Annotated in this window: 19 protein-coding genes and 1 pseudogene; 6 read left to right on the plus strand and 14 right to left on the minus strand. The window is 33.5% G+C overall.

Translation table 11 applies throughout. The features are described from left to right. Positions 1 to 3: 3 nt before the first annotated feature. A complete protein-coding gene (locus tag R1F52_03945; GenBank protein WOV93788.1) occupies positions 4 to 447 on the plus strand; it encodes a YbhB/YbcL family Raf kinase inhibitor-like protein in 444 nt (147 codons plus the stop codon). Positions 448 to 503: 56 nt separating this feature from the next. Beyond that, complete coding sequence (locus tag R1F52_03950; protein ID WOV93789.1) at positions 504 to 2,648, plus strand: STT3 domain-containing protein; 2,145 nt, start codon at positions 504 to 506, stop codon at positions 2,646 to 2,648. Here the strand turns inward: R1F52_03950 and R1F52_03955 are convergent. The 3 genes from R1F52_03955 to cobO all read right to left on the minus strand — a co-directional run bounded on the left by R1F52_03955 (position 2,630) and on the right by cobO (position 4,236). Next, positions 2,630 to 2,800: an RNA-protein complex protein Nop10 gene (locus R1F52_03955; GenBank protein WOV93790.1), complete on the minus strand. Its 171-nt coding sequence runs from the start codon at positions 2,798 to 2,800 to the stop codon at positions 2,630 to 2,632. The genes R1F52_03950 and R1F52_03955 overlap by 19 nt on opposite strands. A gap of 3 nt (positions 2,801 to 2,803) precedes the next feature. Next, the gene (locus R1F52_03960) at positions 2,804 to 3,598 is read right to left on the minus strand and encodes a S1 RNA-binding domain-containing protein (protein ID WOV93791.1); all 795 of its coding nucleotides are present in this window, start codon (positions 3,596 to 3,598) and stop codon (positions 2,804 to 2,806) included. 104 nt (positions 3,599 to 3,702) lie between these two features. After that, positions 3,703 to 4,236 (minus strand): cob(I)yrinic acid a,c-diamide adenosyltransferase, encoded by a 534-nt coding sequence (cobO, locus tag R1F52_03965; protein ID WOV93792.1) that lies wholly within the window; start codon positions 4,234 to 4,236, stop codon positions 3,703 to 3,705. Between the two features lie 85 nt (positions 4,237 to 4,321). On the opposite strand from cobO, the gene R1F52_03970 reads away from it, so the two are divergent. Next, positions 4,322 to 5,671 carry a cobyrinate a,c-diamide synthase gene (locus R1F52_03970; GenBank protein WOV93793.1) on the plus strand — a complete coding sequence of 450 codons (1,350 nt, stop codon included), beginning with the start codon at positions 4,322 to 4,324 and terminating at the stop codon, positions 5,669 to 5,671. On the opposite strand, the gene R1F52_03975 is transcribed toward R1F52_03970, so the two are convergent. The 4 genes from R1F52_03975 to R1F52_03990 are packed head-to-tail and all read right to left on the minus strand — an operon-like array spanning position 5,660 to position 9,216. After that, positions 5,660 to 6,295 carry a precorrin-8X methylmutase gene (locus R1F52_03975; protein WOV93794.1) on the minus strand — a complete coding sequence of 212 codons (636 nt, stop codon included), beginning with the start codon at positions 6,293 to 6,295 and terminating at the stop codon, positions 5,660 to 5,662. The genes R1F52_03970 and R1F52_03975 overlap by 12 nt on opposite strands. Next, positions 6,285 to 7,037 carry a CbiX/SirB N-terminal domain-containing protein gene (locus R1F52_03980; GenBank protein ID WOV93795.1) on the minus strand — a complete coding sequence of 251 codons (753 nt, stop codon included), beginning with the start codon at positions 7,035 to 7,037 and terminating at the stop codon, positions 6,285 to 6,287. Before R1F52_03980 ends, R1F52_03975 begins: the two co-directional genes overlap by 11 nt. After that, positions 7,034 to 8,089, minus strand: a complete 1,056-nt coding sequence (locus tag R1F52_03985) for a cobalamin biosynthesis protein (protein WOV93796.1) — start codon at positions 8,087 to 8,089, stop codon at positions 7,034 to 7,036. Before R1F52_03985 ends, R1F52_03980 begins: the two co-directional genes overlap by 4 nt. A gap of 41 nt (positions 8,090 to 8,130) precedes the next feature. Next, complete coding sequence (locus R1F52_03990) at positions 8,131 to 9,216, minus strand: cobalt-precorrin-5B (C(1))-methyltransferase (protein WOV93797.1); 1,086 nt, start codon at positions 9,214 to 9,216, stop codon at positions 8,131 to 8,133. 103 nt (positions 9,217 to 9,319) lie between these two features. On the opposite strand from R1F52_03990, the gene R1F52_03995 reads away from it, so the two are divergent. After that, positions 9,320 to 10,177 carry an NAD(P)H-binding protein gene (locus tag R1F52_03995; GenBank protein WOV93798.1) on the plus strand — a complete coding sequence of 286 codons (858 nt, stop codon included), beginning with the start codon at positions 9,320 to 9,322 and terminating at the stop codon, positions 10,175 to 10,177. On the opposite strand, the pseudogene metK reads toward R1F52_03995, so the two are convergent. From metK to R1F52_04015, 4 genes and pseudogenes are all read right to left on the minus strand, one after another. Then, positions 10,154 to 11,314, minus strand: a pseudogene (gene metK, locus R1F52_04000) (methionine adenosyltransferase). The gene R1F52_03995 and the pseudogene metK sit on opposite strands and share 24 nt — an antisense overlap. Positions 11,315 to 11,318: 4 nt before the next feature. Further along, complete coding sequence (locus R1F52_04005; protein WOV93799.1) at positions 11,319 to 11,534, minus strand: LSM domain-containing protein; 216 nt, start codon at positions 11,532 to 11,534, stop codon at positions 11,319 to 11,321. 112 nt (positions 11,535 to 11,646) lie between these two features. Beyond that, positions 11,647 to 12,408, minus strand: a complete 762-nt coding sequence (locus tag R1F52_04010; protein ID WOV93800.1) for an ABC transporter permease — start codon at positions 12,406 to 12,408, stop codon at positions 11,647 to 11,649. After that, on the minus strand, positions 12,392 to 13,336 hold the full coding sequence (locus R1F52_04015; protein WOV93801.1) for an ABC transporter ATP-binding protein: 945 nt from the start codon (positions 13,334 to 13,336) through the stop codon (positions 12,392 to 12,394). Before R1F52_04015 ends, R1F52_04010 begins: the two co-directional genes overlap by 17 nt. 53 nt (positions 13,337 to 13,389) lie before the next feature. Here R1F52_04015 and R1F52_04020 point away from each other — a divergent pair, with 53 nt between their 5' ends. Next, a complete protein-coding gene (locus R1F52_04020; protein WOV93802.1) occupies positions 13,390 to 14,775 on the plus strand; it encodes a single-stranded DNA-binding protein in 1,386 nt (461 codons plus the stop codon). Here the strand turns inward: R1F52_04020 and R1F52_04025 are convergent. From R1F52_04025 to R1F52_04035, 3 genes are all read right to left on the minus strand, one after another. After that, positions 14,772 to 17,510 carry a DEAD/DEAH box helicase gene (locus R1F52_04025; GenBank protein ID WOV93803.1) on the minus strand — a complete coding sequence of 913 codons (2,739 nt, stop codon included), beginning with the start codon at positions 17,508 to 17,510 and terminating at the stop codon, positions 14,772 to 14,774. The two genes, R1F52_04020 and R1F52_04025, sit on opposite strands and share 4 nt — an antisense overlap. 107 nt (positions 17,511 to 17,617) lie before the next feature. Continuing rightward, positions 17,618 to 17,866, minus strand: a complete 249-nt coding sequence (locus R1F52_04030; protein ID WOV93804.1) for a hypothetical protein — start codon at positions 17,864 to 17,866, stop codon at positions 17,618 to 17,620. Between the two features lie 33 nt (positions 17,867 to 17,899). Further along, on the minus strand, positions 17,900 to 18,280 hold the full coding sequence (locus tag R1F52_04035) for an ATPase domain-containing protein (protein ID WOV93805.1): 381 nt from the start codon (positions 18,278 to 18,280) through the stop codon (positions 17,900 to 17,902). A 135-nt stretch (positions 18,281 to 18,415) separates the two neighbouring features. On the opposite strand from R1F52_04035, the gene R1F52_04040 reads away from it, so the two are divergent. Beyond that, entirely contained in the window at positions 18,416 to 19,456 is a 1,041-nt protein-coding gene (locus R1F52_04040; protein ID WOV93806.1) for a DUF354 domain-containing protein, read from the plus strand. The last annotated feature ends 57 nt before the right edge of the window (positions 19,457 to 19,513 follow it).

The following is a 19,513-nucleotide window of genomic DNA, read 5'->3' on the forward strand; positions in this document are numbered from 1 at the left end:
ATAATGTCTATACTTACCTTATCGAGTCCTGACTTTGATGACGGTCAAGAGATTCCACGTGAATGTGGATACAAACATGGTAATAAAATTCCCAACCTATCTATTAGTAATATACCTGAAAATACCAAATCTCTTGTTCTGATAATGGATGATCCTGATGCAATGGATATAGTGGGTAAAGTTTGGGTTCATTGGTTGATGTGGAATATTTCGCCATCTGATAAAATTAATTCCTCTACTAGAGCTGTATTGGGAAAGACTGATTTTGGAGAAGTGAATTATGGTGGTCCTGCACCACCTGATAAAAGGCACACATACATCTTTAAGCTATATGCTATAGATACAATTTTAGATCTACCTCTAGGCTCTGACAGGGAACAGTTGAAATCTACTATAGATGGACATATTATCCAAGAAACTAGCCTGAAAGGCACTTTTACTCCTTAGGTACTATTCACTAATTACAAAGAATAATAAGTCAATGCTAAAACACGCTTGATAATATGTTATCTGATAGGGTCCTCTTTCATGCAGGCAAGTATGAGTTTAACCTTCGACATTTACTTGTAATAGGAATCCTATCAATTGCTGTAGCTAATTCGGCAATGCTTCGCTCCCTACCTGCTGATTTTGGTTTTGTATTAAATGAATATGATCCTTACTTTCATTATAGAGCAACACAATATATTGTAGATAACGGTATAATCGCATTTCATGAATGGAATGATGAATATAGTTGGCATCCTTATGGTCGTGATGTTTCTGCTGGCTCTCAGCTAATGTTGTATCTGTCTGCTGCATCTATTTATTATGTATTGGGAGAGTCTATTTCTCTTTTAGATGTCACTATACTGGTTCCTGTGATTTTCGGTCCATTATCGGCCCTTGTTTTATTTGCACTTGTTCGTCGTATCGCAGGAACAACTTCTGGCCTTATCGCAGCATTACTCATGTCATTTTCAATTCCACTTTTAACTAGAGGCATGATTGGCTGGTTTAAATCAGAACCGGTTGGGATATTTTATGGTCTATTTGCAGTATATTTATTCATCAGTGGAATTAAATCACAAAATCGCAAAGTAGCGATTCCCAAGATAATTGGTAGTGGAATACTACTTACATTTTCTGTTTCTGCTTGGGGAGGAAGCTCTTTTTTCATTCTACTACTTGCCATGTTTATCGTAACGTTACCATTCGTACGTAAAGATTATACATTTTTGTTAAAATACACACCACTATTCCTAATAGCCTGTCTTGTTACAGCTATGTTTTTCCAACGACAAGGCATTGACTTTGTACTGGGTTTAGGTGGACTACTTTTAGGCGGTTCGTATATCGTTATGGTTTTGACTATACTGGTACACCGTTTTAGCAATTTGGAAAATAAATTACGAAACTCTTTATTATTTATTCTATTTACTATTGTCTCTGCCATAGGATTACTTGCAGCAAATGTTGTTCCTGCATCCTTTCGCTATCTTAGTGCTGTAAATCCTTTTCTTATACAAAAAAGTGTACTTGCAACCTCGGTAGCAGAACACGCCTCTGTCACAATAGAGTTTTCGTTCTATGTGATGTCTACTATGTTGATATTTGCAGTGATTGGAATTTGGTTTATTTTTAGAGTTCGTTCTCTAGAAAATGATGATTCTCCATTACGTATTCCTAATGATATGATGGCATTTGCATTAATCTTTGGTATGTTTGGAGTTTACATGAGTTCTGCATTTATTCGACTTGAATTATTTGCATCAATTGCTGTAATTAGTGTCGCAAGTATTGGACTGACTGTTTTGATTCGCCAAATATGTAAACCCGGTGTACAATTACGTAAAAAAATTATGCCTGTACCAAATGTTCCAACTAAGATGATATTCGGAGCTCTAATTATTCTTCTACTAGTAGTTCCTTTGATTCATCCTGTAAACGCAAATTGGCTTACTGCTATTCACCAACCTCCATCAATTGCAAATGGTAGTAGTAGATACTTCATCAATAGCCCTGACTGGCCAGATACATTCGAGTGGATGAAGAATAATACGTCAAAGGGATCTGTAGTGGGTTCGTGGTGGGATTATGGATATTGGATTCAAACACTTGGGGAGAGAGCTAGTTTGGCAGATAATAGTACAAGTAATTCTACTCGCATAGCGGAGATTGGACGTGCATTTCTTAGTCCTCCTGATATAGCATGGAGTGCATTTTCAAATACAATGGATGCAGATTACGTTTTATTATACATCGCAGGACATCGTGTTAATTCCTTAAATGAAGAAGATGGATATTATGTTTTGAATGGTGGTGGTGACTTTTCAAAAAAGATATGGTTTATACGTATTGGTGGTTTACCTGAGAGTAAATTTCTACAACTAGATGGTAATTCTGGTACAGATTATCTGTGGCAAGAGACGGCCTTGGGTAGTATGATTCCTTTTACTCCTGTTACCTACTTGCTGCAAGATCAAACTCAAGTTGCTGAATATCAACTTGGCTCAACTCCGATCTATATTAAAGATGTTAAATATCCTGCAGACGGTGACGGTCCATTCAGATTAGCCTACTCTTCACCTTCCTTTACTGATGAGAGAGGTGTCTTGAATACTATACTCATTTATGAAATAAATAAAGACTATGTACCTTTAGAGTAAAAATCTTTTGCGGCAATGCGATATTTCATGTATCGATCATCTGGCGAAAATTTTGCTGGGTGAACTGATTCTGTAACCCCCTCACATTTAGGACAATTCTGTTTGAGTGTGTATGTATTACATTTTGGACATTTTCTAATTAATGGTCGCATATCTTATTCCCTAGTTTTTTTAGAATCTTCACGAACAAATTTGAAAGTACCGTGTTTTTTCTCTATTGTTGATTGAATTGTGTGTAGTATTGGCTTTATTGCAGATTCAGCAGATTTGAAATCTGTTGCAGAGATACTTAATCTGTATTTTGGTGCGCCTAAATATGAAATATTTGCAGTTACATCTGATTCTTTCATAACACTAGAAAATGTTTTTTTAATAATTTCGACTCCGTTAGATTGTGGAGATGTAATATTAAGAATACCTCTAATCTCCACTGATGGTAATCTCATTTTTTTACAAATTTTAGTTATTGTATCTGTAACTATCTTTGATAATTTTAGATCACTAATTATAGATGTATCTTTTCTTGCTATATCTAAAAATGCATCATATACTGAATCATATTTTGAATAAAGACCGTCTTCCAATTTTTCAATATCATTATCATTGAGTTTACCAGATTCTTTTACACTTTGTAGCAACGCTTTACCTTTTTCATAATGTTTAGATTCAATAATCTTTTTCTTTTTTGANTCGTTTGATACCTGTTTTAGTGATAAATCTATATCAATTCTATCTTTGTTTACTTTTTTTACCAACAGCACCTTTTTTTCACCTTCTTTGACAAACTTACTGATAGATTTAATCCATCCCGGTGCGACCTCTGATATGTGTAAAAATCCTTGTACATCATTAAATTCGTCTAGTGTAACATACGCCCCGTGATCTGTAATTCTTGTTACAGTTGCAGGTACAATTTCTCCCTGCTCTGGCAGACCTGATTCTATGCTCATTTGGATTAAACCTAAACATCCGTAATTTAATGTTGTCTTATACTTTGGTATGGTATGACTCAATTATTGTATCATTATTCGTTTTGCAAGAGATATACTAATAATTAAAAGTCTATACCTTTTTTAGCCTTAATTCCCATCTTGAACGGATGTTTAATCTCTTTCATCTCTGTTACTAAATCTGCCATCTCGATTATCTCATTCTTTGCATGGTTACCTGTAAGTACTATGTCTAAATCATTTGGCTTTGCATTAATCAATTCAATTACATCTTGTATGGTTATTAATTTCAAATCTACCGCATAATTAATTTCATCAAATATAATTAAATCATATTTTTTAGATAGCATTTTTTTCTTACAAAATTCTATAGCCTCTTTGGCAGCTTTTTCATGTTCACTTTTAGGACTCTTATCATCTAAAATACCAACAAAACCTTTTCCAGCAGTTACAATTTCAAATTCAGGTTCTAATCTTTTGATAGAATCCAATTCCCCATAATGCCATGATCCTTTTATGAATTGAATCATACATACTTTGTGATCATATCCTATTGCTCTTAATGCCATTCCAAGCGCAGCGGTCGTTTTGCCCTTTCCGCCACCAGTATATACAATTACTAAACCATCTTTTCCCATGCTATGTTATATTCATCATTGTATATTATTCTAATTACTTTACATGAAAATTCTTTTAAACGAAATTTCCTAGAGGAAATAGAGAATGAATATTCCTAGAATCGTTATAGCTGGAACTAGCAGTGGTGTAGGTAAGACGTCCATAACATGTGGAATTATACATTCTTTGATGAAGCACGGATATACTGTTCAACCATTCAAAGTGGGACCTGATTATATCAATCCACAATATCTATCAATAATATCAAAAAAGTCCCCAAGAAATCTAAATCCATGGCTTATGGGTAAATCTCAGGTACTAGATACATTTGTAAAAAATTCTCGTGCAGACATGTCAGTAATTGAGGGAGTAATGGGATTTTACGACGGTTATTCTGGAACTACTAATCATTCTAGCACACATCATGTCGCAGAAATCCTCAAAGCACCTGTGATCTTAATTCTTGATGCAAGTAAAGCTGCTCGATCTGTTGCTGCAACAGCTCAAGGATTTAAAAATTTCCATAAAAATTCACACATCCGAGGAATTATTCTTAATAAAATATCTACCCCCAAACATGCACGTCTATGCAAAGATGCCCTTGAGCAAATAAACATACCAGTTGTTGGTGTGGTTCCAAAACAAGCAGATATTAATTTATCATCACGTCATCTTGGTCTGATAAATGATTCACATAGTATGCAAAAAATCAAACAAGTTGCAAGTACAATTTCTGATTTTATTGATTTGGATTTAATTATAAAATATAGTAAATCTGCTGTGCCGTTAAAATTTAAGTCTAAATCTTTGAAAAAAACTCGCAACAAAATTACAATCGGTGTTGCACTAGATGATTCTTTCAACTTTTACTATAACGATAATTTAGATGCACTACGATACCATGGTGCAAAACTAGAGTTTTTCAGCCCAACTAGTGATACCCAGATTCCACAATGTCATGGATTGTACTTAGGTGGTGGCTACCCTGAAGTGTTGGGTAATTCATTATCGAAAAATACCAAAATGCGTCGCCTTGTAAAAAAACTAGCTCTTGATAATATTCCATTATATGCTGAGTGTGGTGGATTAATGTACCTCACTCGTTCTATCACTTCTGAGAAAAAATGTTACAACATGGTCGGTCTTTATGATCTGAGGACTAGAATGACTAAAACTGTAAAGCTCAATTATACCAAAGGTAACATTACTAATCATTGTTTATTGTCATCATCAAATCGGGCATTTCATGGACACGAGTATCATTATTCTGAAATTACTTTTGTTCCAAATGATATGACATTTGCCTATGATTTAACTCGGGGTCATGGAATAATTCACAATAAAGATGGAATAATTCAAGACAATACTTTGGCCTCTTATGGACATTTGTATTTCCCTAGTTGTAATTTTGCCAATGAATTTGTAAATCAATGCATAATTTATTCACGACATTGATTCTCTTAGTATCTTGAATAATGCATTTACAATTGCAGCTGCTGTAGAACTTCCGCCCTTTCTTCCTAAATTAGTAATAAATGGTGTGGGTATTTTTTGCAACTGCTCTTTTGCCTCAACTGCACACACAAATCCTACTGGTACTCCAATTACTAGGGCCGGTTTTACAACTTGATCCTTTATCATCTTGATTACCTGCATCAACGCCGTAGGTGCGTTTCCTACAACTACTATTCCTCTATCAATATCTTCTTTAGATTGCAACATGGATAGTTCAGATCTAGTTTGATTATTCTTTTTTGCCAATTCTGCAATAGTAGGATCGGATATTTTACAAACTAATTTATTGTTAAATTCTGCTAGATTTTGTTTATTTAGTAATCCTGCAACACCATTTACATCAACTACTATACTCTTACCATTTTTCAGAGCATTAATACCCATTTCTATTGCGTAATTGTGAAAAATTATTTTATTTTTATCTATGAAATCAAAATCTGCTGTTGAATGAATTATTCTACGTACAATATTCCACTGTTTATCATCATACGTATGTTTACCAACTTCGGCATCTATAATTCTCATACTTTCATCTTCAATCGATTGACCTTTTCTAGTCTGCATGCTCTACTTCCCTACCACGCTCTAAGATTAAATCTGTCATCATATCATCAACACCTATGTGTTTTGTAATTATACTTTTTTTAATTGTTGATTTCTCTAACGCTGGATTTAAATCCTCAAGAATATCTCGTTGTACGTGTGCCCCATTGTGTAAAAAATAAAATACTACAACTAGTATATTGGGATTATTTTTTTCACACGTTTTAATTCCACTTGATATGTCTGGCTGCTCTATCTCTAAAAAACAATAATTCATGTTTCTATACTTATCTGCAAGACCATCGACCACATATTTTAACGCCAACTGTGCATTTGGATCCATACTACCATGTCCTACAATTAGCACATCTACATCTGATTTAGATAATTGACCTCCTTCTTTTTTTAAAGCATCCTCTATTCTATTATCTACAACCTTACGCATGGTGGGATTCATACTCATCACTTTTGTGACTAATAATTTTACATCTGTATCAGATTGATATTTCATAACTTGATTGACAGCTAGTTTGATTTTTTTACCCGGGTAAAGAAAATATGGAACTATTATTAACTCATCAATATCCGAACCGATGCATTTAGGAATTACATCCTTGATGTATGGTGGTCTCACTTCTAGAAAACAGTAATTTACAAATTTATAATCACCTCTTTCATCCAAGTCTTTACAAATTTGCTCCAATTCTTGTATCACCTCTTCCTCTCTACTTCCTCTGTCAATTAGTAACATACCACGTTTCATTTCTCTATCCTTGCAATAGCTATGGTCAAGTCTGGCGGAAACTTTTGTTTTTGAACTATTAATTTACCATTAGATATTCTCAAAGCTGCAGCTTCTGAAACACTAGCTGTACCTTCAAATTTTTGTACAATTTTTGAAGGATTTGGTGTTTGAATTTCAGCCAACTCTGATTTTTCTAAATATTGTATTGGTATTTTCATATATTCCGATAGTTCCTCCAATCCCTCAACTGGAATATCTTTTTTTACCGATGCAAATTGTGCTATACAATTAATATCTAATCCAAATTTTTCCATGCAATCTTGTATGGATGAATATATTTTATTAAATTTTGTGTCCCTGTGTATGCCAATACCTACAATCAAACTTGGTGGTCTATACACCACTGAATTTTTGGGAATATCATGTAAAATTTTATCTGTAATTATTAACGATCCTGACGAATTTGAGTTTATTATTTCTTCTATATGTTGATAAATTGTTACGTTTTTTGGCAAATTTTTCCTCCAACCAACATCTCCTACATCTTGATATACACCAATACTGTCCTGATTTACCATACAAGCACTAACACTAGTTACATTTTCATCCAAAGTGATCTTCCAATTATATTCTCTACCTAGTAGATCTACTGCTATTGTTTTATTCACATCAGCTGCTGTTGTAATTACTGGTGTTGCATCTAAAATTTGTGCAATTGTTTCTGTAATTTCATTTGCCCCGCCAATATGTCCTGATAAAACGCTTATAACAAAATTTGCCTGATCATCAATTACCATAACGGCCGGATCCGTTTTTTTACTTTTCAAATAGGGCGCAATTAATCTAATTACCGCCCCCAGTGAAAATATACAAATGACTGCATTATTATTTTCAAAAAGATCTTTTATTTTGTTGGATGTAGAATCTGTATACCAATTTATTTTTAATCTCGTCTCATCAAAAAATTTTTCTGGTGCATAAACTGTCCAGGTATCGTCCATACTCGTTATCTTTTGTGCAATATTGATACCATTTTTTGTTATAGCAATTATTACTTTATTGTTATTCATAATGTATGATTTCATCGTTAATGTTTATGAATGTTATATATCTATACATTGTATCGTGCAAGAATATCTCCATCAAAATTAAACAAAATAACATCAATGTCTACCTTGTTCTCTGAATGATCTCTCATTTGTTCATATACCTTGAGACATATTTTATCAAAGAAATTTTCTATTTTATCATTAATTACAATCTCCATGATGTGTCTTGCTGTATTTGCTTTTTTGATCTGTTCAATTATATCTGATGTCGCACCACAACTATCTGCTAATTTTGCTAGAAATTCTTTATCAATTTTAGATCCTTTAACATGTGTCTGTTTTACCCCTGCTGCAATTTTTGCCAACTTGCCTATGAAACCTACAATGTATGCTTTTTTAATATTTTTTTTTGCACATTGCTGTATGGTGTATCCTGAAAAATCTCCCATTTGAATAAAGGCATGATCGGGTTTATCGGTAATTATTTTTCTTGCAAATGTTTCGCTTCTACCACCAGTTGTTAATATCACAACATCTTCATTCATTGCACGAGATACATCTATACTCTGCCTTATTGATGCAGCATAAGCTGCTGTAGAGAATGGTTTTACAATTCCACTTGTTCCTAGTATTGATATTCCGTTAATTATTCCTAATCTTGGGTTATCTGTTTTCAGACCGATCTCCTTTCCATCAGGAACAGTAATCATTACAGATACACCTTTCTCATTTAATATTTCACCTAATGAATTTTGAATATTCTCACGTATCATTTTTTTTGGCGTTGGATTTATTGCAGGTTTATTCAATTCAAGTCCAAGCCCTGGTTTTGTAACAACTCCAACCCCCATTCCTCCTTTGATCTCTATCGTACCTGAATTATTGGTAAATTTCACCTCAACTTGAATCTCTGCACCATGAGTAACATCTGGATCATCTCCGCCATCTTTTATTACAGAACAAAATGCAGATTTCTCATCAAATTTACAACTAGTAATATTGATCTCAACTATACTACGATTTGGTAATATTACTGGTATCTTCTCTATACGTGTCTGCTGTAAAATGCACTCAATACCTGCTTTGGCCGCAGTTGTAGCACAGGTACCGGTAGTGAATCCAGTTCGTAATCCTTTCTCCTCTGACATGATTTTATTGGAAAAATCTTTCTATTATTAATTCCTAATTACTCATTTATGCTCTCACAGATTGATCCGAAACTTGAAATTTGCTTTATGATTAATCATTCATATGATTGCGATTACTGGTTCTTCTGGTTTTATTTCTAAAAATTTAAGATCGTTTTGCTCAAAACAAAAAATTCCAACACTATGCCTCTCACGGAAATCATTAAAACCTAAACACAATGAAATATGTAAAACAACCATTAATTATTCTGAGGAACGTCTTGTACGTTATCTAAAAAATTGCTCTGCAATTATTCATCTAGTTGGAATTGGTAAACAAACAAACGACGACTCTTTTATTCATGCTAATACACAAATCACAAAGAATGTCATATCTTTATGTAAAAAAGCTCATATTCCAAAAATGATTTATCTGAGTGGTCTTGGTGTATCTTCAAATAATGTCACTGATTATTACATCTCCAAGTATGTTGCAGAACAACACATTATAAAATCTGGATTAGATTATACAATATTTCGTCCTTCATATATTATTGGGAAAGATGATGAATTTACTAAATTTCTAAACAAACAGATAAAGAAAAATCTTATTCGAATACCTGGTACCGGTACATATAGACTTCAACCTATTCACATTAGTAATGTTGTAAAGTTATTGATCGACTCTACTGTATCGTCTAAATTCTCAAATATTACATTGGATCTAGTCGGACCACAAATTATTACATATACAAAATTTGTATCTCTATTTTGTAAATTTAGAAATAAAAGCACTCCGACTTTGAAAATCAGTCTTCAACAGGCATATTATACCGCAATTCGTGGTAATGGTGAATTTAGATTAGATGATCTACATATTCTTGTAGGTGATTTTATTGGTAATCATAATAGACTGGCATCATGCTCTGATGTTAAATTTATGACTATTAATGATATTTTAAAGTCCAGCGTCACTTTGTAAGACATTTGCCTTGTCTGTGTTTTCCCATTCAAAACCTTCTCTGCCAAAGTGTCCAAAGGATGCAGTTTGTTTGTATATTGGTCTTTTGAGCTTGAGTTTCTCTACAATTGCAGATGGTCGCATGTCAAAATGTTTTCCTACTAGTTTTACAATCTCTTCGTCTGTGATTTTGCCCGTACCAAATGTATTTACCATTAATGAAACTGGTTTTGCAACACCAATTGCATATGCAACTTGAACTTCACATCTATCACTGAATTTTGCTGTTACGATATTTTTTGCAATATATCTGCACATATAACATGCAGATCAATCTACTTTTGATGGATCTTTACCTGAAAACGCTCCACCACCATGGCGACCATAACCGCCATACGTATCTACAATTATTTTTCTACCAGTAAGTCCTGCATCGCCATGAGGTCCCCCTATCTCAAATCTTCCTGTTGGGTTGATATGAATATCTATATCCTCACTCCACAAATCTCCGCATACCGGTTTCACAATTTTTTTAATAATCTCTTCATGGATTTCTTTATTTGTTACATCCGGTTTGTGCTGTGTAGATACTACGATTGCCACTATTTTTTTTGGATAATTGTTCTCATATTGTACTGAAACTTGAGATTTTCCATCTGGTCTGAGCCATTCTATCTCTTTGTTTCTTCTTGCAGTAGACAACTTTTTTGTCAATTTGTGTGCAAGTGCTATTGGGAGTGGTAACATTTCCCTAGTTTCATCTGTGGCATATCCGAACATCATTCCTTGATCTCCTGCTCCTTGCTCTTTTTCATTCGTAGCAGTTACCCCCTGACTTATATCTGAACTCTGTTCGTGCAATCGTATCTCTACCTCACAACTCTCCGAATCAAATTTCAACTCTGAATTGTTATATCCAATATCACGTATTGTATCTCTAATCGTTTTTTCATGATCTTCTTTGCTTATTGTCACCTTTGAGGTAATTTCTCCTGCAACAATTACAAATCCTGTAGTTACTAGTGTCTCAACTGCTACACGTGCATCTGGATCCTGTCGTAGGTATTCATCTAAAATTGCATCAGATATTTGATCACATATCTTATCTGGATGACCTTCTGTTACTGATTCAGATGTGAATATATTTTTAATTACCATCTTTCTAAAAATCGCTCTTCAATTCGATAAAAAGAATATTGTTACCACGAACTATAACTTTACCATAATTTGCAATAGTTTTTTTATCTTGAATCTCTTCTGTATCTGACATAATCAAATTCATGTATGCATCAACACTATCCATCTTACCGCTATATTCAATATCATTTTTCAGTCTGATCACTACTTTCTTGGCTGTGCATTTTTGTAGTGTGGACAATGGTCTTTTTACGTTAGTTTGTGCTATTATTAATCACTTGAACGGATTTAAATTTTGCCAAGATAAAAGCCTTATGCAGAATGTACCTTGATTAATCGCATTTTTCCATCCCTCAAAAATCCATTTTTCTCAATAACTGCAGTGCCAGCGTAAAACATGTAATTGCAAGTACAGCTAGTATGATCATCTGTAAAATGGTAAATTCTGTTATAGAATTGAAAAGTCCTGCTCTAATCACATCTACAACATGAGTGAGTGGATTTAGATAAAATAAAGTAGCCAAAGGCTCTGGTGCTCCTTGTGCAGGATAAAAAGCTGTACTGACAAATGCGAAAAATAAAAAAACTGTGTTAATTATTATGTTGAAACCCTCGCTAGTTTTCAATTTTGTTGATATCATAGTTGCAATTGATCCAAATGTTATTGAGCCGGTAATCGTTACAAATATCAATATTGGTATTGAGAAAGTATCTAAAACTATAGATTCTGCGAATACTGGCAATGCGATTACTCCAATTAATAAAGCACTTCCCATTCCTACTATGCCTATTGTAGTTACATTCGCTAGTATGTAATGTGTTTTTGTAAATGGTCCTGAAAGTATTTGCGCAAACATTCCATTTCTTTTATCAGTCCATATTATAATACCTGATATCAAAGTACTATTCATAATGTTAAATCCAATCATACCAGTTGCTAAAAATGCTGGATATGAAATATTTTTACCAAAGAATGGAACTGTATCTATAAGAGATGTGTATGCGTATCCTGCAATAAATATGTAAATTAATGGAAATATTATTTGCCAGGTTAGAAATCCTGGATTAAGAGTGATGGTAAGATTTCTATTTACAAGTCTAATCACTGGGTGCATTTGTCTCCTCTATTATATTCAAAAATATGTCCTCAAGACTAGTCGGAATTATAGAAATGTCTTCTATTGATATGTCCTTTTCATTCAAATTCTTTATTATGTCTATTAGAGATTTTCCAGTATTATTAGTATATAACGTCAATATGTAATCTGAATCATCTTTCTTTATTGATACATCACCGAATGATTCCAACTTTGATTTTAAATCATAATCATTTTGTTGCATACGAATTTCTATTTTCTTCCTACTGTCAAATTTCCTTTTCAACTCATCAGAATTGTCCATTGCGATCACTCTGCCTTTATCTAATACTATGATTTTATCACATAGATACTCGGCCTCTGACATGATATGTGTTGTATAAAATATCGTCAATCCAGATTTGGCCTTTGCTTTGATATAATTCAATAGTTTTCTTCTTGCGGCAGGATCCAAACCAACAGTAGGTTCATCTAAAATTAATAGATCCATATCGTGCATAAACTCTCTTGCTACCTGAACACGTCTTCGTTGACCAATGGACAACTCTTCATTCCTTTTTTTACGGATATCTGTAAAATCAAATTCAATCAAGAGAACATCAACTCTCTGTCCTCTTAATTTACGTGGAATATTCCACATCATACCATACTTGTTGAGTGCCTTCTCTACTGTTAAATTTGGTTCATAACTGGGTTGTTGTAGTACCACCCCTATTTTTTTACGAATTGCAAGTGCATCCTTTGTTACATCCATTCCTAAAATTTCCAATGATCCGCTAGTTGGTTTAATTAGTGTGGTCATCAATTTAATCACGGTGGATTTTCCTGCTCCGTTGGGTCCTAAAAGACCAAATATCTTACCTGATTCCAAATCAAGATCTATCTGATCCACTGCTTTTGTATTCTTGTATAATTTAGTTAGATTATGAGTTACAACACATTTCATACAATTTTACTCGTGAAAATTTTTATTAAACGTTGGGATTGAGTAATAATAGTTTGACTGAATCTGATAATCTTGTAAATGAACTTAAAAAACAAAAACCTGACTTGACTACAGAGGCAATTCAGATGGCAGTAAAGAAAAAAATGGAAACTGTCGGTTCTGGATATCTTACAGAACAAGGAGCAATTCATCTAGTTGCCGCCGATTACAAACTTGATCTTCATCAAGTAAGTCAGGTAACCATTGGTACTCTGCTTGTAGGCTCTAAACAAATCACTCTTGATGCAAGATTGATATCTAGTTCATTACCAAAAGAATTTGAGCGTAAAGATGGAACAAAATTTACACTACGTAGCATGGTTGTATATGATAATACTGGTATTGCAAGTGTGAAAATTTGGGAAGAATCAATTCCATTGGATGAATCATCTCTGATTCCAGGAGCATTATTACGATTAACTAATGCATTTGTAAAAAAAGATTTTGATGATACTAATTCATTACACATTGGAACCGGTGGTGTAGTAGAAATTCTGAAACAAGATAGTGATATTGTATCAATAGAAAGTAAGATCGTAGATATTAGTAGTATCAAAGCAGAGACTGCACATGTAATCATTTCTGGCATTGCAGATGGTATATCTACTATGAATTATACAAATTCTAAGACTGGAAAACCAAGTACTGCTCTGAGACTGAGACTGCGGGGAAGTGATGGGGTATCTATGCGTGCTGTACTATGGGGAAAAGATGAAACTATGATACCAAAAGTTATTTCTCCTGATAACAAGGCTATTCTTTATGATGTTCGCGTAAAAATGGGAAACCAAAACGCATTAGAAATTCATGGAAATGATGCTACACGCATCGTAATATCTGGTAAAAGTAGTGTTGATGATATGACATTACGTTTATTGTCCATCTCCAAAGGAAGGAATGGATCTCTACTATCATTGGCCATAGATGAAAAGAAAAAACTATTCACAATTACAGACACATCTGCCAAGATGAGTACATTTGCCATTAATGATGTCATAACCTGCATTCCATCTACAATGAGAGGAAATCGTCTAACTGTAGATTCTGATTCATACATTGGAAAAAGTGATGCCAACCTACCAAACATTTCTGATGTTAGGACTAGAATCGATGACCTTGTATTGGATAATGATTATTGTATTGAGGCAATTGTTTTGAAGATTAATGATACTAGAGAAATTCAAACACGTGCAGGCGATTCCATACAATTATCCGAAATGCTTGTGGAAGATGATACTGGACAAATATGGGTCAAGGGTTGGCGTGATCAATCTAAATTGATTGGAGATATTGCATTGGGTTCAGTAATTTCCATTCTTGGTGGAAGTGTGCGTCCTGGTCTGGAAGGCAAAAAAGATTTTGTGTTAAATGCATTTTCTGCAATAACAATAAAAAACTAATCCCAAAATCCACGTGTCATAACATATAGTCTCTCTGCTTCATATATCTGCCTGTAAACGTCTTTCTCACTAATCATATTTCGTAATATTCTTCCTGCAGTATCTGCTCCGACTCCATATCCAGAGAGTACTAGGATTGCAACTGTGCCGAAATTTTCTATTAATGATGCAACTTTCCATGCTCTTTTGTATTTGTGTTCTTGTTCTTGTGTGATCTTTTTCCCCTTGTATTTGTCTTGTATAATTTTTGATAAATCATGGTCTCCATAAAATGTGCTAGTTATCTGACGCGCCTTACAATACGGGCATGACTTGATCGATTTTATTTCCTCTGTAAGATATGTCATCTGCCAAATACCACATCTTGCACAAAGTAGTCTGTGTTTGGTCTTCAATAGTCGTTCTTTGACCATCTTGAGTAGCCCTTTGTCTAGACTCGTGGGTGTAGAATAGTATTTTGTAGTATGATCTAGTATCGGTTCTGCTAATCTGGTAAATTTAGATATGTCATTCCATTGTATGGTAATTTTATCTGCTTTGATTCTTTTTAAAACCTGCTCTGAGCCTGCAATATCAAATTTATCGTGATACAACTCTCGTACAGCTTCTTTAGCAAGGGGGGTATTTGCATATCTCTCATATAGAAATCGTGCAGTTTTCTGTTGGTAAACTGCTTCACGTCCTACAATACCGAATCTCTTTGCAACTGACCAAACCTTCCAATTGATATTATGAGTTCCAGACAGTGATGATATTAAAATATCTGATAAATCATAATCATCTTTGAATATATCTACTAGTACATCTTTGGATATGGGTATGGATGATTTTAACATTATTCTATATGCGTCAGAACGTGTTTCTACTTGTAATCCAAGTATTGATGATAATATTGAAGATACCAATATGGCCAGCGTAGAGTTTATTTTCGTTCCAAAACAACAATGTATTACTAAACCACTACTTTTCACTGATTCTATTACTATTGTATCTTCATTTGGTATGGGTATCTCTAACGATTCAATTATATCATTTACAAATAACGATGGTCTTTTTTTTACACCTGTACGTAATTGTCCTACTCTTTTCGCTATGCTCTGATCAATTGGTATGCTCTCACCTTCCCAATAAGGCACTACTGTTCCCTGCGTTCTGAATGGTTCTACATTTATCATGAATCCCTTTTCATCCACATTCAAAATGGACCATTTTGTTCCCTTTAACACAAATACACTACCTGGTTTACCATGATCACCTACAAATCTCTGATCCAAATATCCTATAGTTCTCTTGCCTATAGAATCAAACACTCGAAATTTTAAAATGTCTGGTATGGTAGATAAATTCTGATAATAGTAAAATAAAGTTTTTCTAGTTGTATTATATTCCATTTTTTCATCTTCAAACCATAATAAATTGGTCGAATCCAATAATTCCAACACATCTACAATTTGTTCTGTGGTCAAATCTCTAAACGGATACGCTTCGGTAATTATACTCAATGCTTGATTTACTGTAACACTAGTGTTCAACTGTAATGCTAATCCCGTTAAATGATGTCCTAATACATCTAGTGGATTTGAGTGTATATTCTGCTCCTCAATCGAATTACTAAACACTTTATCAAGAATTGCTTTTGATTCAAATTCGTCATCAAAATTATTTGTTAAAATTAGACCTTTGGCAGATTCTCCTCTTTTGTGTCTACTTCTTCCAATTCTCTGAACTAATTTAGATACCTGACGCGGTGAACCATAATGAATTACCTGCTCTATAGAGCCAATGTCAAGTCCTAATTCTAGTGAAGATGTACATATGACAATCTCTGATCTTCCTTCTCGAAGTTTACCCTCTGTCTCCTCTCTGACCTCTCTTGATAGTAATCCGTGATGCATCCCTATTTTCATACTTGATTTATCTCTTAGTGCAGATGCCAAAAATTCAGCCTCGCCCCTTGTATTGGTAAATAATAGCATGGTCTCTTTAGGGAATTTACTCTTATACTCTACTACTGCCTGGGCCACATCCATAATGGTGCCATTGACATATTTCACATCAACATCATATTTTCTAATGGAATCATCCTTGATTATTCTGAATTTCCGCTTTGTTCCCACAACAAATTTTGCAGCAGTTATTGTATTGCCAATACTTGCAGATAACCCTATGCGAGTAATAGGGAATTTTGAATTCAGTTGCAATCTCTCTAGTGATATTGTTAATTGTGATCCACGTTCGTTCCCCATTAATTCATGAACTTCATCTATTACTACCCATTCAAGTGAATCTAGTGAATCTAAAATTTTAGATTGTACTAGCATTACAACTAGTGTCTCTGGTGTAGTGATTAGTATGTCTGGAGGATTATTTACAATTTTCTTTCTTTCATATTGTGATGTATCTCCATGTCGTATCTTGATACTTAATTTTTCATGTTCAGCATATCGAATTATTCTTTTAAACACATCACGATTCAAAGCTCTGAGTGGTGTGATGTATAATACTTTTATTTTTCCCTTTTCCTTTGATTTATTTACAAAAGAAAAAATTGGAATGACTGCAGTCTCTGTTTTACCTGATCCTGTTGGGGCAATTATAAGAGTATCTTTTTTCTGTAAAATTACAGGGATTGCTTTTTTCTGTATATCGGTTAGAGTTTGAAATCCTAACTTTTTGAATTTTTGCTCAAATGTTACATCATGTTTTTTGTTCGTTATTTTTTCGTGTGACTGCACGTTCATAAAACATCGCTCCAATTATACCTGCCACAAACAGCACTAGAGTAATCGTTGGAATTAGATTCGAAGATTCCAGCCATGACTAAACATAATTTATCACACCATTAAATATCTTGATCTGCGTCTTCTAGTCCTACAGGTGTTTTCTTGTACTTGAACGTTTTGTACTGATCTAGTACAAGAACTGTATATGAGAATCCCGAATCATTTTTTTCTAGATGTATTCGTGTATGCGTATACATGGATATTGATTTTGCCATGTTTTCTGCTATTACATTTTGTGTGTATCTAGTTGTATTTACTACGAGTATGGGGATTTTTTTGTGTATGGCAAATTGAGCTAGTTTATGCATATATCTCATAAATTCAATATTTTTTTCTATATTTCAATCTTTTTTTCCATACTCGAACGAAAATAATTCTGCCACACTACCAACAACAATTAATGAATATTGATCATCTAGTTTATCTACCATACTAGCTTGTTGCATGGAATCTGTTATTCTCAAAACCTTAATTCTATCCATAATGTTTTCATCCATATCTCTATTCCTAATATTATCTCGTAGATATTCAGAACTAAAATTTCCTGCTGTGTGTTGATATAACACATTTTTCTCCACACTAGTTAACGCATTCAAAATTGTCTGTACAACCAACTGAAATTTTCCAGTTCCACGTGCACCTGACACATCTGTGATTGTTCCAGCATGTAATCCTCCATTGAGAATTTTATCTAAATTATACAATCCTGTAGGTATAATCATACTATTTCTATCAAACTATAACATTAAAGAAGTTTGGATAATTATAAGATGCGTTTGCATTTTATATAATTTTTTATTTTCTGAACGAAATCTATGGGCAATAACTTATTACTGAATAATTTTTCAATATAATAATTGAAAATTTGGTTTGAAATACTTACGCCTAAACAAGTCTTGTTTTTTGGTCCTATGATAAAAAAACTTGCAAAAAAACATAAAATTCTATGTACCTCTAGACACTATAGAGAAGTAGATGAATTGGCAAATGTATTGGGTCTTAAACTTACATATGTAGAGAGTTATACTGGTATCACCAAGGCAGACAAACTCAACGTGTCTATTCGTAGAATGAAAAAATTAACAGATTTAGTATTGAAATTTTCTCCTGATTTAGTAATAAGCGATTGCTCATCTGATGCATCTAGAGTCGCGTTTGGATTGGGATTGAAACATATTGCGTTTACTGATATACCTAGTGCAACTATTCCGTTGAAACTGAGTTTGTCACTCGTGGATCGTCTTTTAACACCTTGGATAATTCCAAAAAAATCTTTTACAAAATTTGGCATACCTGCCAAACACATCATTCAGTACAAGGCAATTGATGCTGCTCCGATTATTAAAAATGCAATAAAAATAAAATCATCACTATCATTTCCTAAGAAAAAAACAATTCTCTTTAGAACTTATGAGACCCATGCATCTTATGCTACTACACAAGGGGTCACTAGAATGTATAAAATGTTAGAGGCAATTGTAAATGCGAATAAAGATTGGAATATTCTAGTTTTAACTAGATATGTGGATCAATTACAGGAATTGAAAAATAAATTTGGTAATAAAATCATCATTCTTGATCGTGTTATACCTAGTCAGGAATTATTACCATTAATTGATGTTTATGTTGGCTCTGGAGGAACAATGACTGCAGAATCTGCATTTCGTGGAATTCCAAATATATCCTATAATTCTAATCAAAATGTAATTGGTGACTATTTAATTAATAAAAAACTGACACATCTAATAACAGATCCCAAAAAATTAATTCCAAAAATTAGTAAATTACTTGAATCTGATAATAAAAAATTTAAAAAACGTGCTAAAGATATGTTAAACTCAATGGAAGATCCATATCAAAGTCTCATCAAAGTCATGAAATCAATAAATAATTCTTAATGTTCACCTTACAATATTCTTTTTAGATTTGATGTAAATAATACATGCAATAATATT

The organism is Nitrosopumilaceae archaeon AB1(1) (genome assembly GCA_033471095.1).
Taxonomy (GTDB): Archaea; Thermoproteota; Nitrososphaeria; order Nitrososphaerales; family Nitrosopumilaceae; genus Nitrosoabyssus; species Nitrosoabyssus spongiisocia.

Excerpts from the sequence above, each read along its gene's own strand:
- R1F52_03980 (WOV93795.1), bottom strand. The coding sequence starts at position 7,037 with ATGAAACGTGGTATGTTACTAATTGACAGAGGAAGTAGAGAGGAAGAG.
- R1F52_03970 (WOV93793.1), top strand. The coding sequence starts at position 4,322 with ATGAATATTCCTAGAATCGTTATAGCTGGAACTAGCAGTGGTGTAGGT.
- R1F52_03975 (WOV93794.1), bottom strand. The coding sequence starts at position 6,295 with ATGCAGACTAGAAAAGGTCAATCGATTGAAGATGAAAGTATGAGAATT.
- R1F52_04010 (WOV93800.1), bottom strand. The coding sequence starts at position 12,408 with ATGCACCCAGTGATTAGACTTGTAAATAGAAATCTTACCATCACTCTT.
- R1F52_04030 (WOV93804.1), bottom strand. The coding sequence starts at position 17,866 with ATGCATAAACTAGCTCAATTTGCCATACACAAAAAAATCCCCATACTC.
- R1F52_03945 (WOV93788.1), top strand. The coding sequence starts at position 4 with ATGTCTATACTTACCTTATCGAGTCCTGACTTTGATGACGGTCAAGAG.
- R1F52_04015 (WOV93801.1), bottom strand. The coding sequence starts at position 13,336 with ATGAAATGTGTTGTAACTCATAATCTAACTAAATTATACAAGAATACA.
- R1F52_03990 (WOV93797.1), bottom strand. The coding sequence starts at position 9,216 with ATGTCAGAGGAGAAAGGATTACGAACTGGATTCACTACCGGTACCTGT.
- R1F52_03995 (WOV93798.1), top strand. The coding sequence starts at position 9,320 with ATGATTGCGATTACTGGTTCTTCTGGTTTTATTTCTAAAAATTTAAGA.
- R1F52_03955 (WOV93790.1), bottom strand. The coding sequence starts at position 2,800 with ATGCGACCATTAATTAGAAAATGTCCAAAATGTAATACATACACACTC.
- R1F52_03985 (WOV93796.1), bottom strand. The coding sequence starts at position 8,089 with ATGAATAACAATAAAGTAATAATTGCTATAACAAAAAATGGTATCAAT.
- cobO (WOV93792.1), bottom strand. The coding sequence starts at position 4,236 with ATGGGAAAAGATGGTTTAGTAATTGTATATACTGGTGGCGGAAAGGGC.
- R1F52_03950 (WOV93789.1), top strand. The coding sequence starts at position 504 with ATGTTATCTGATAGGGTCCTCTTTCATGCAGGCAAGTATGAGTTTAAC.
- R1F52_04035 (WOV93805.1), bottom strand. The coding sequence starts at position 18,280 with ATGATTATACCTACAGGATTGTATAATTTAGATAAAATTCTCAATGGA.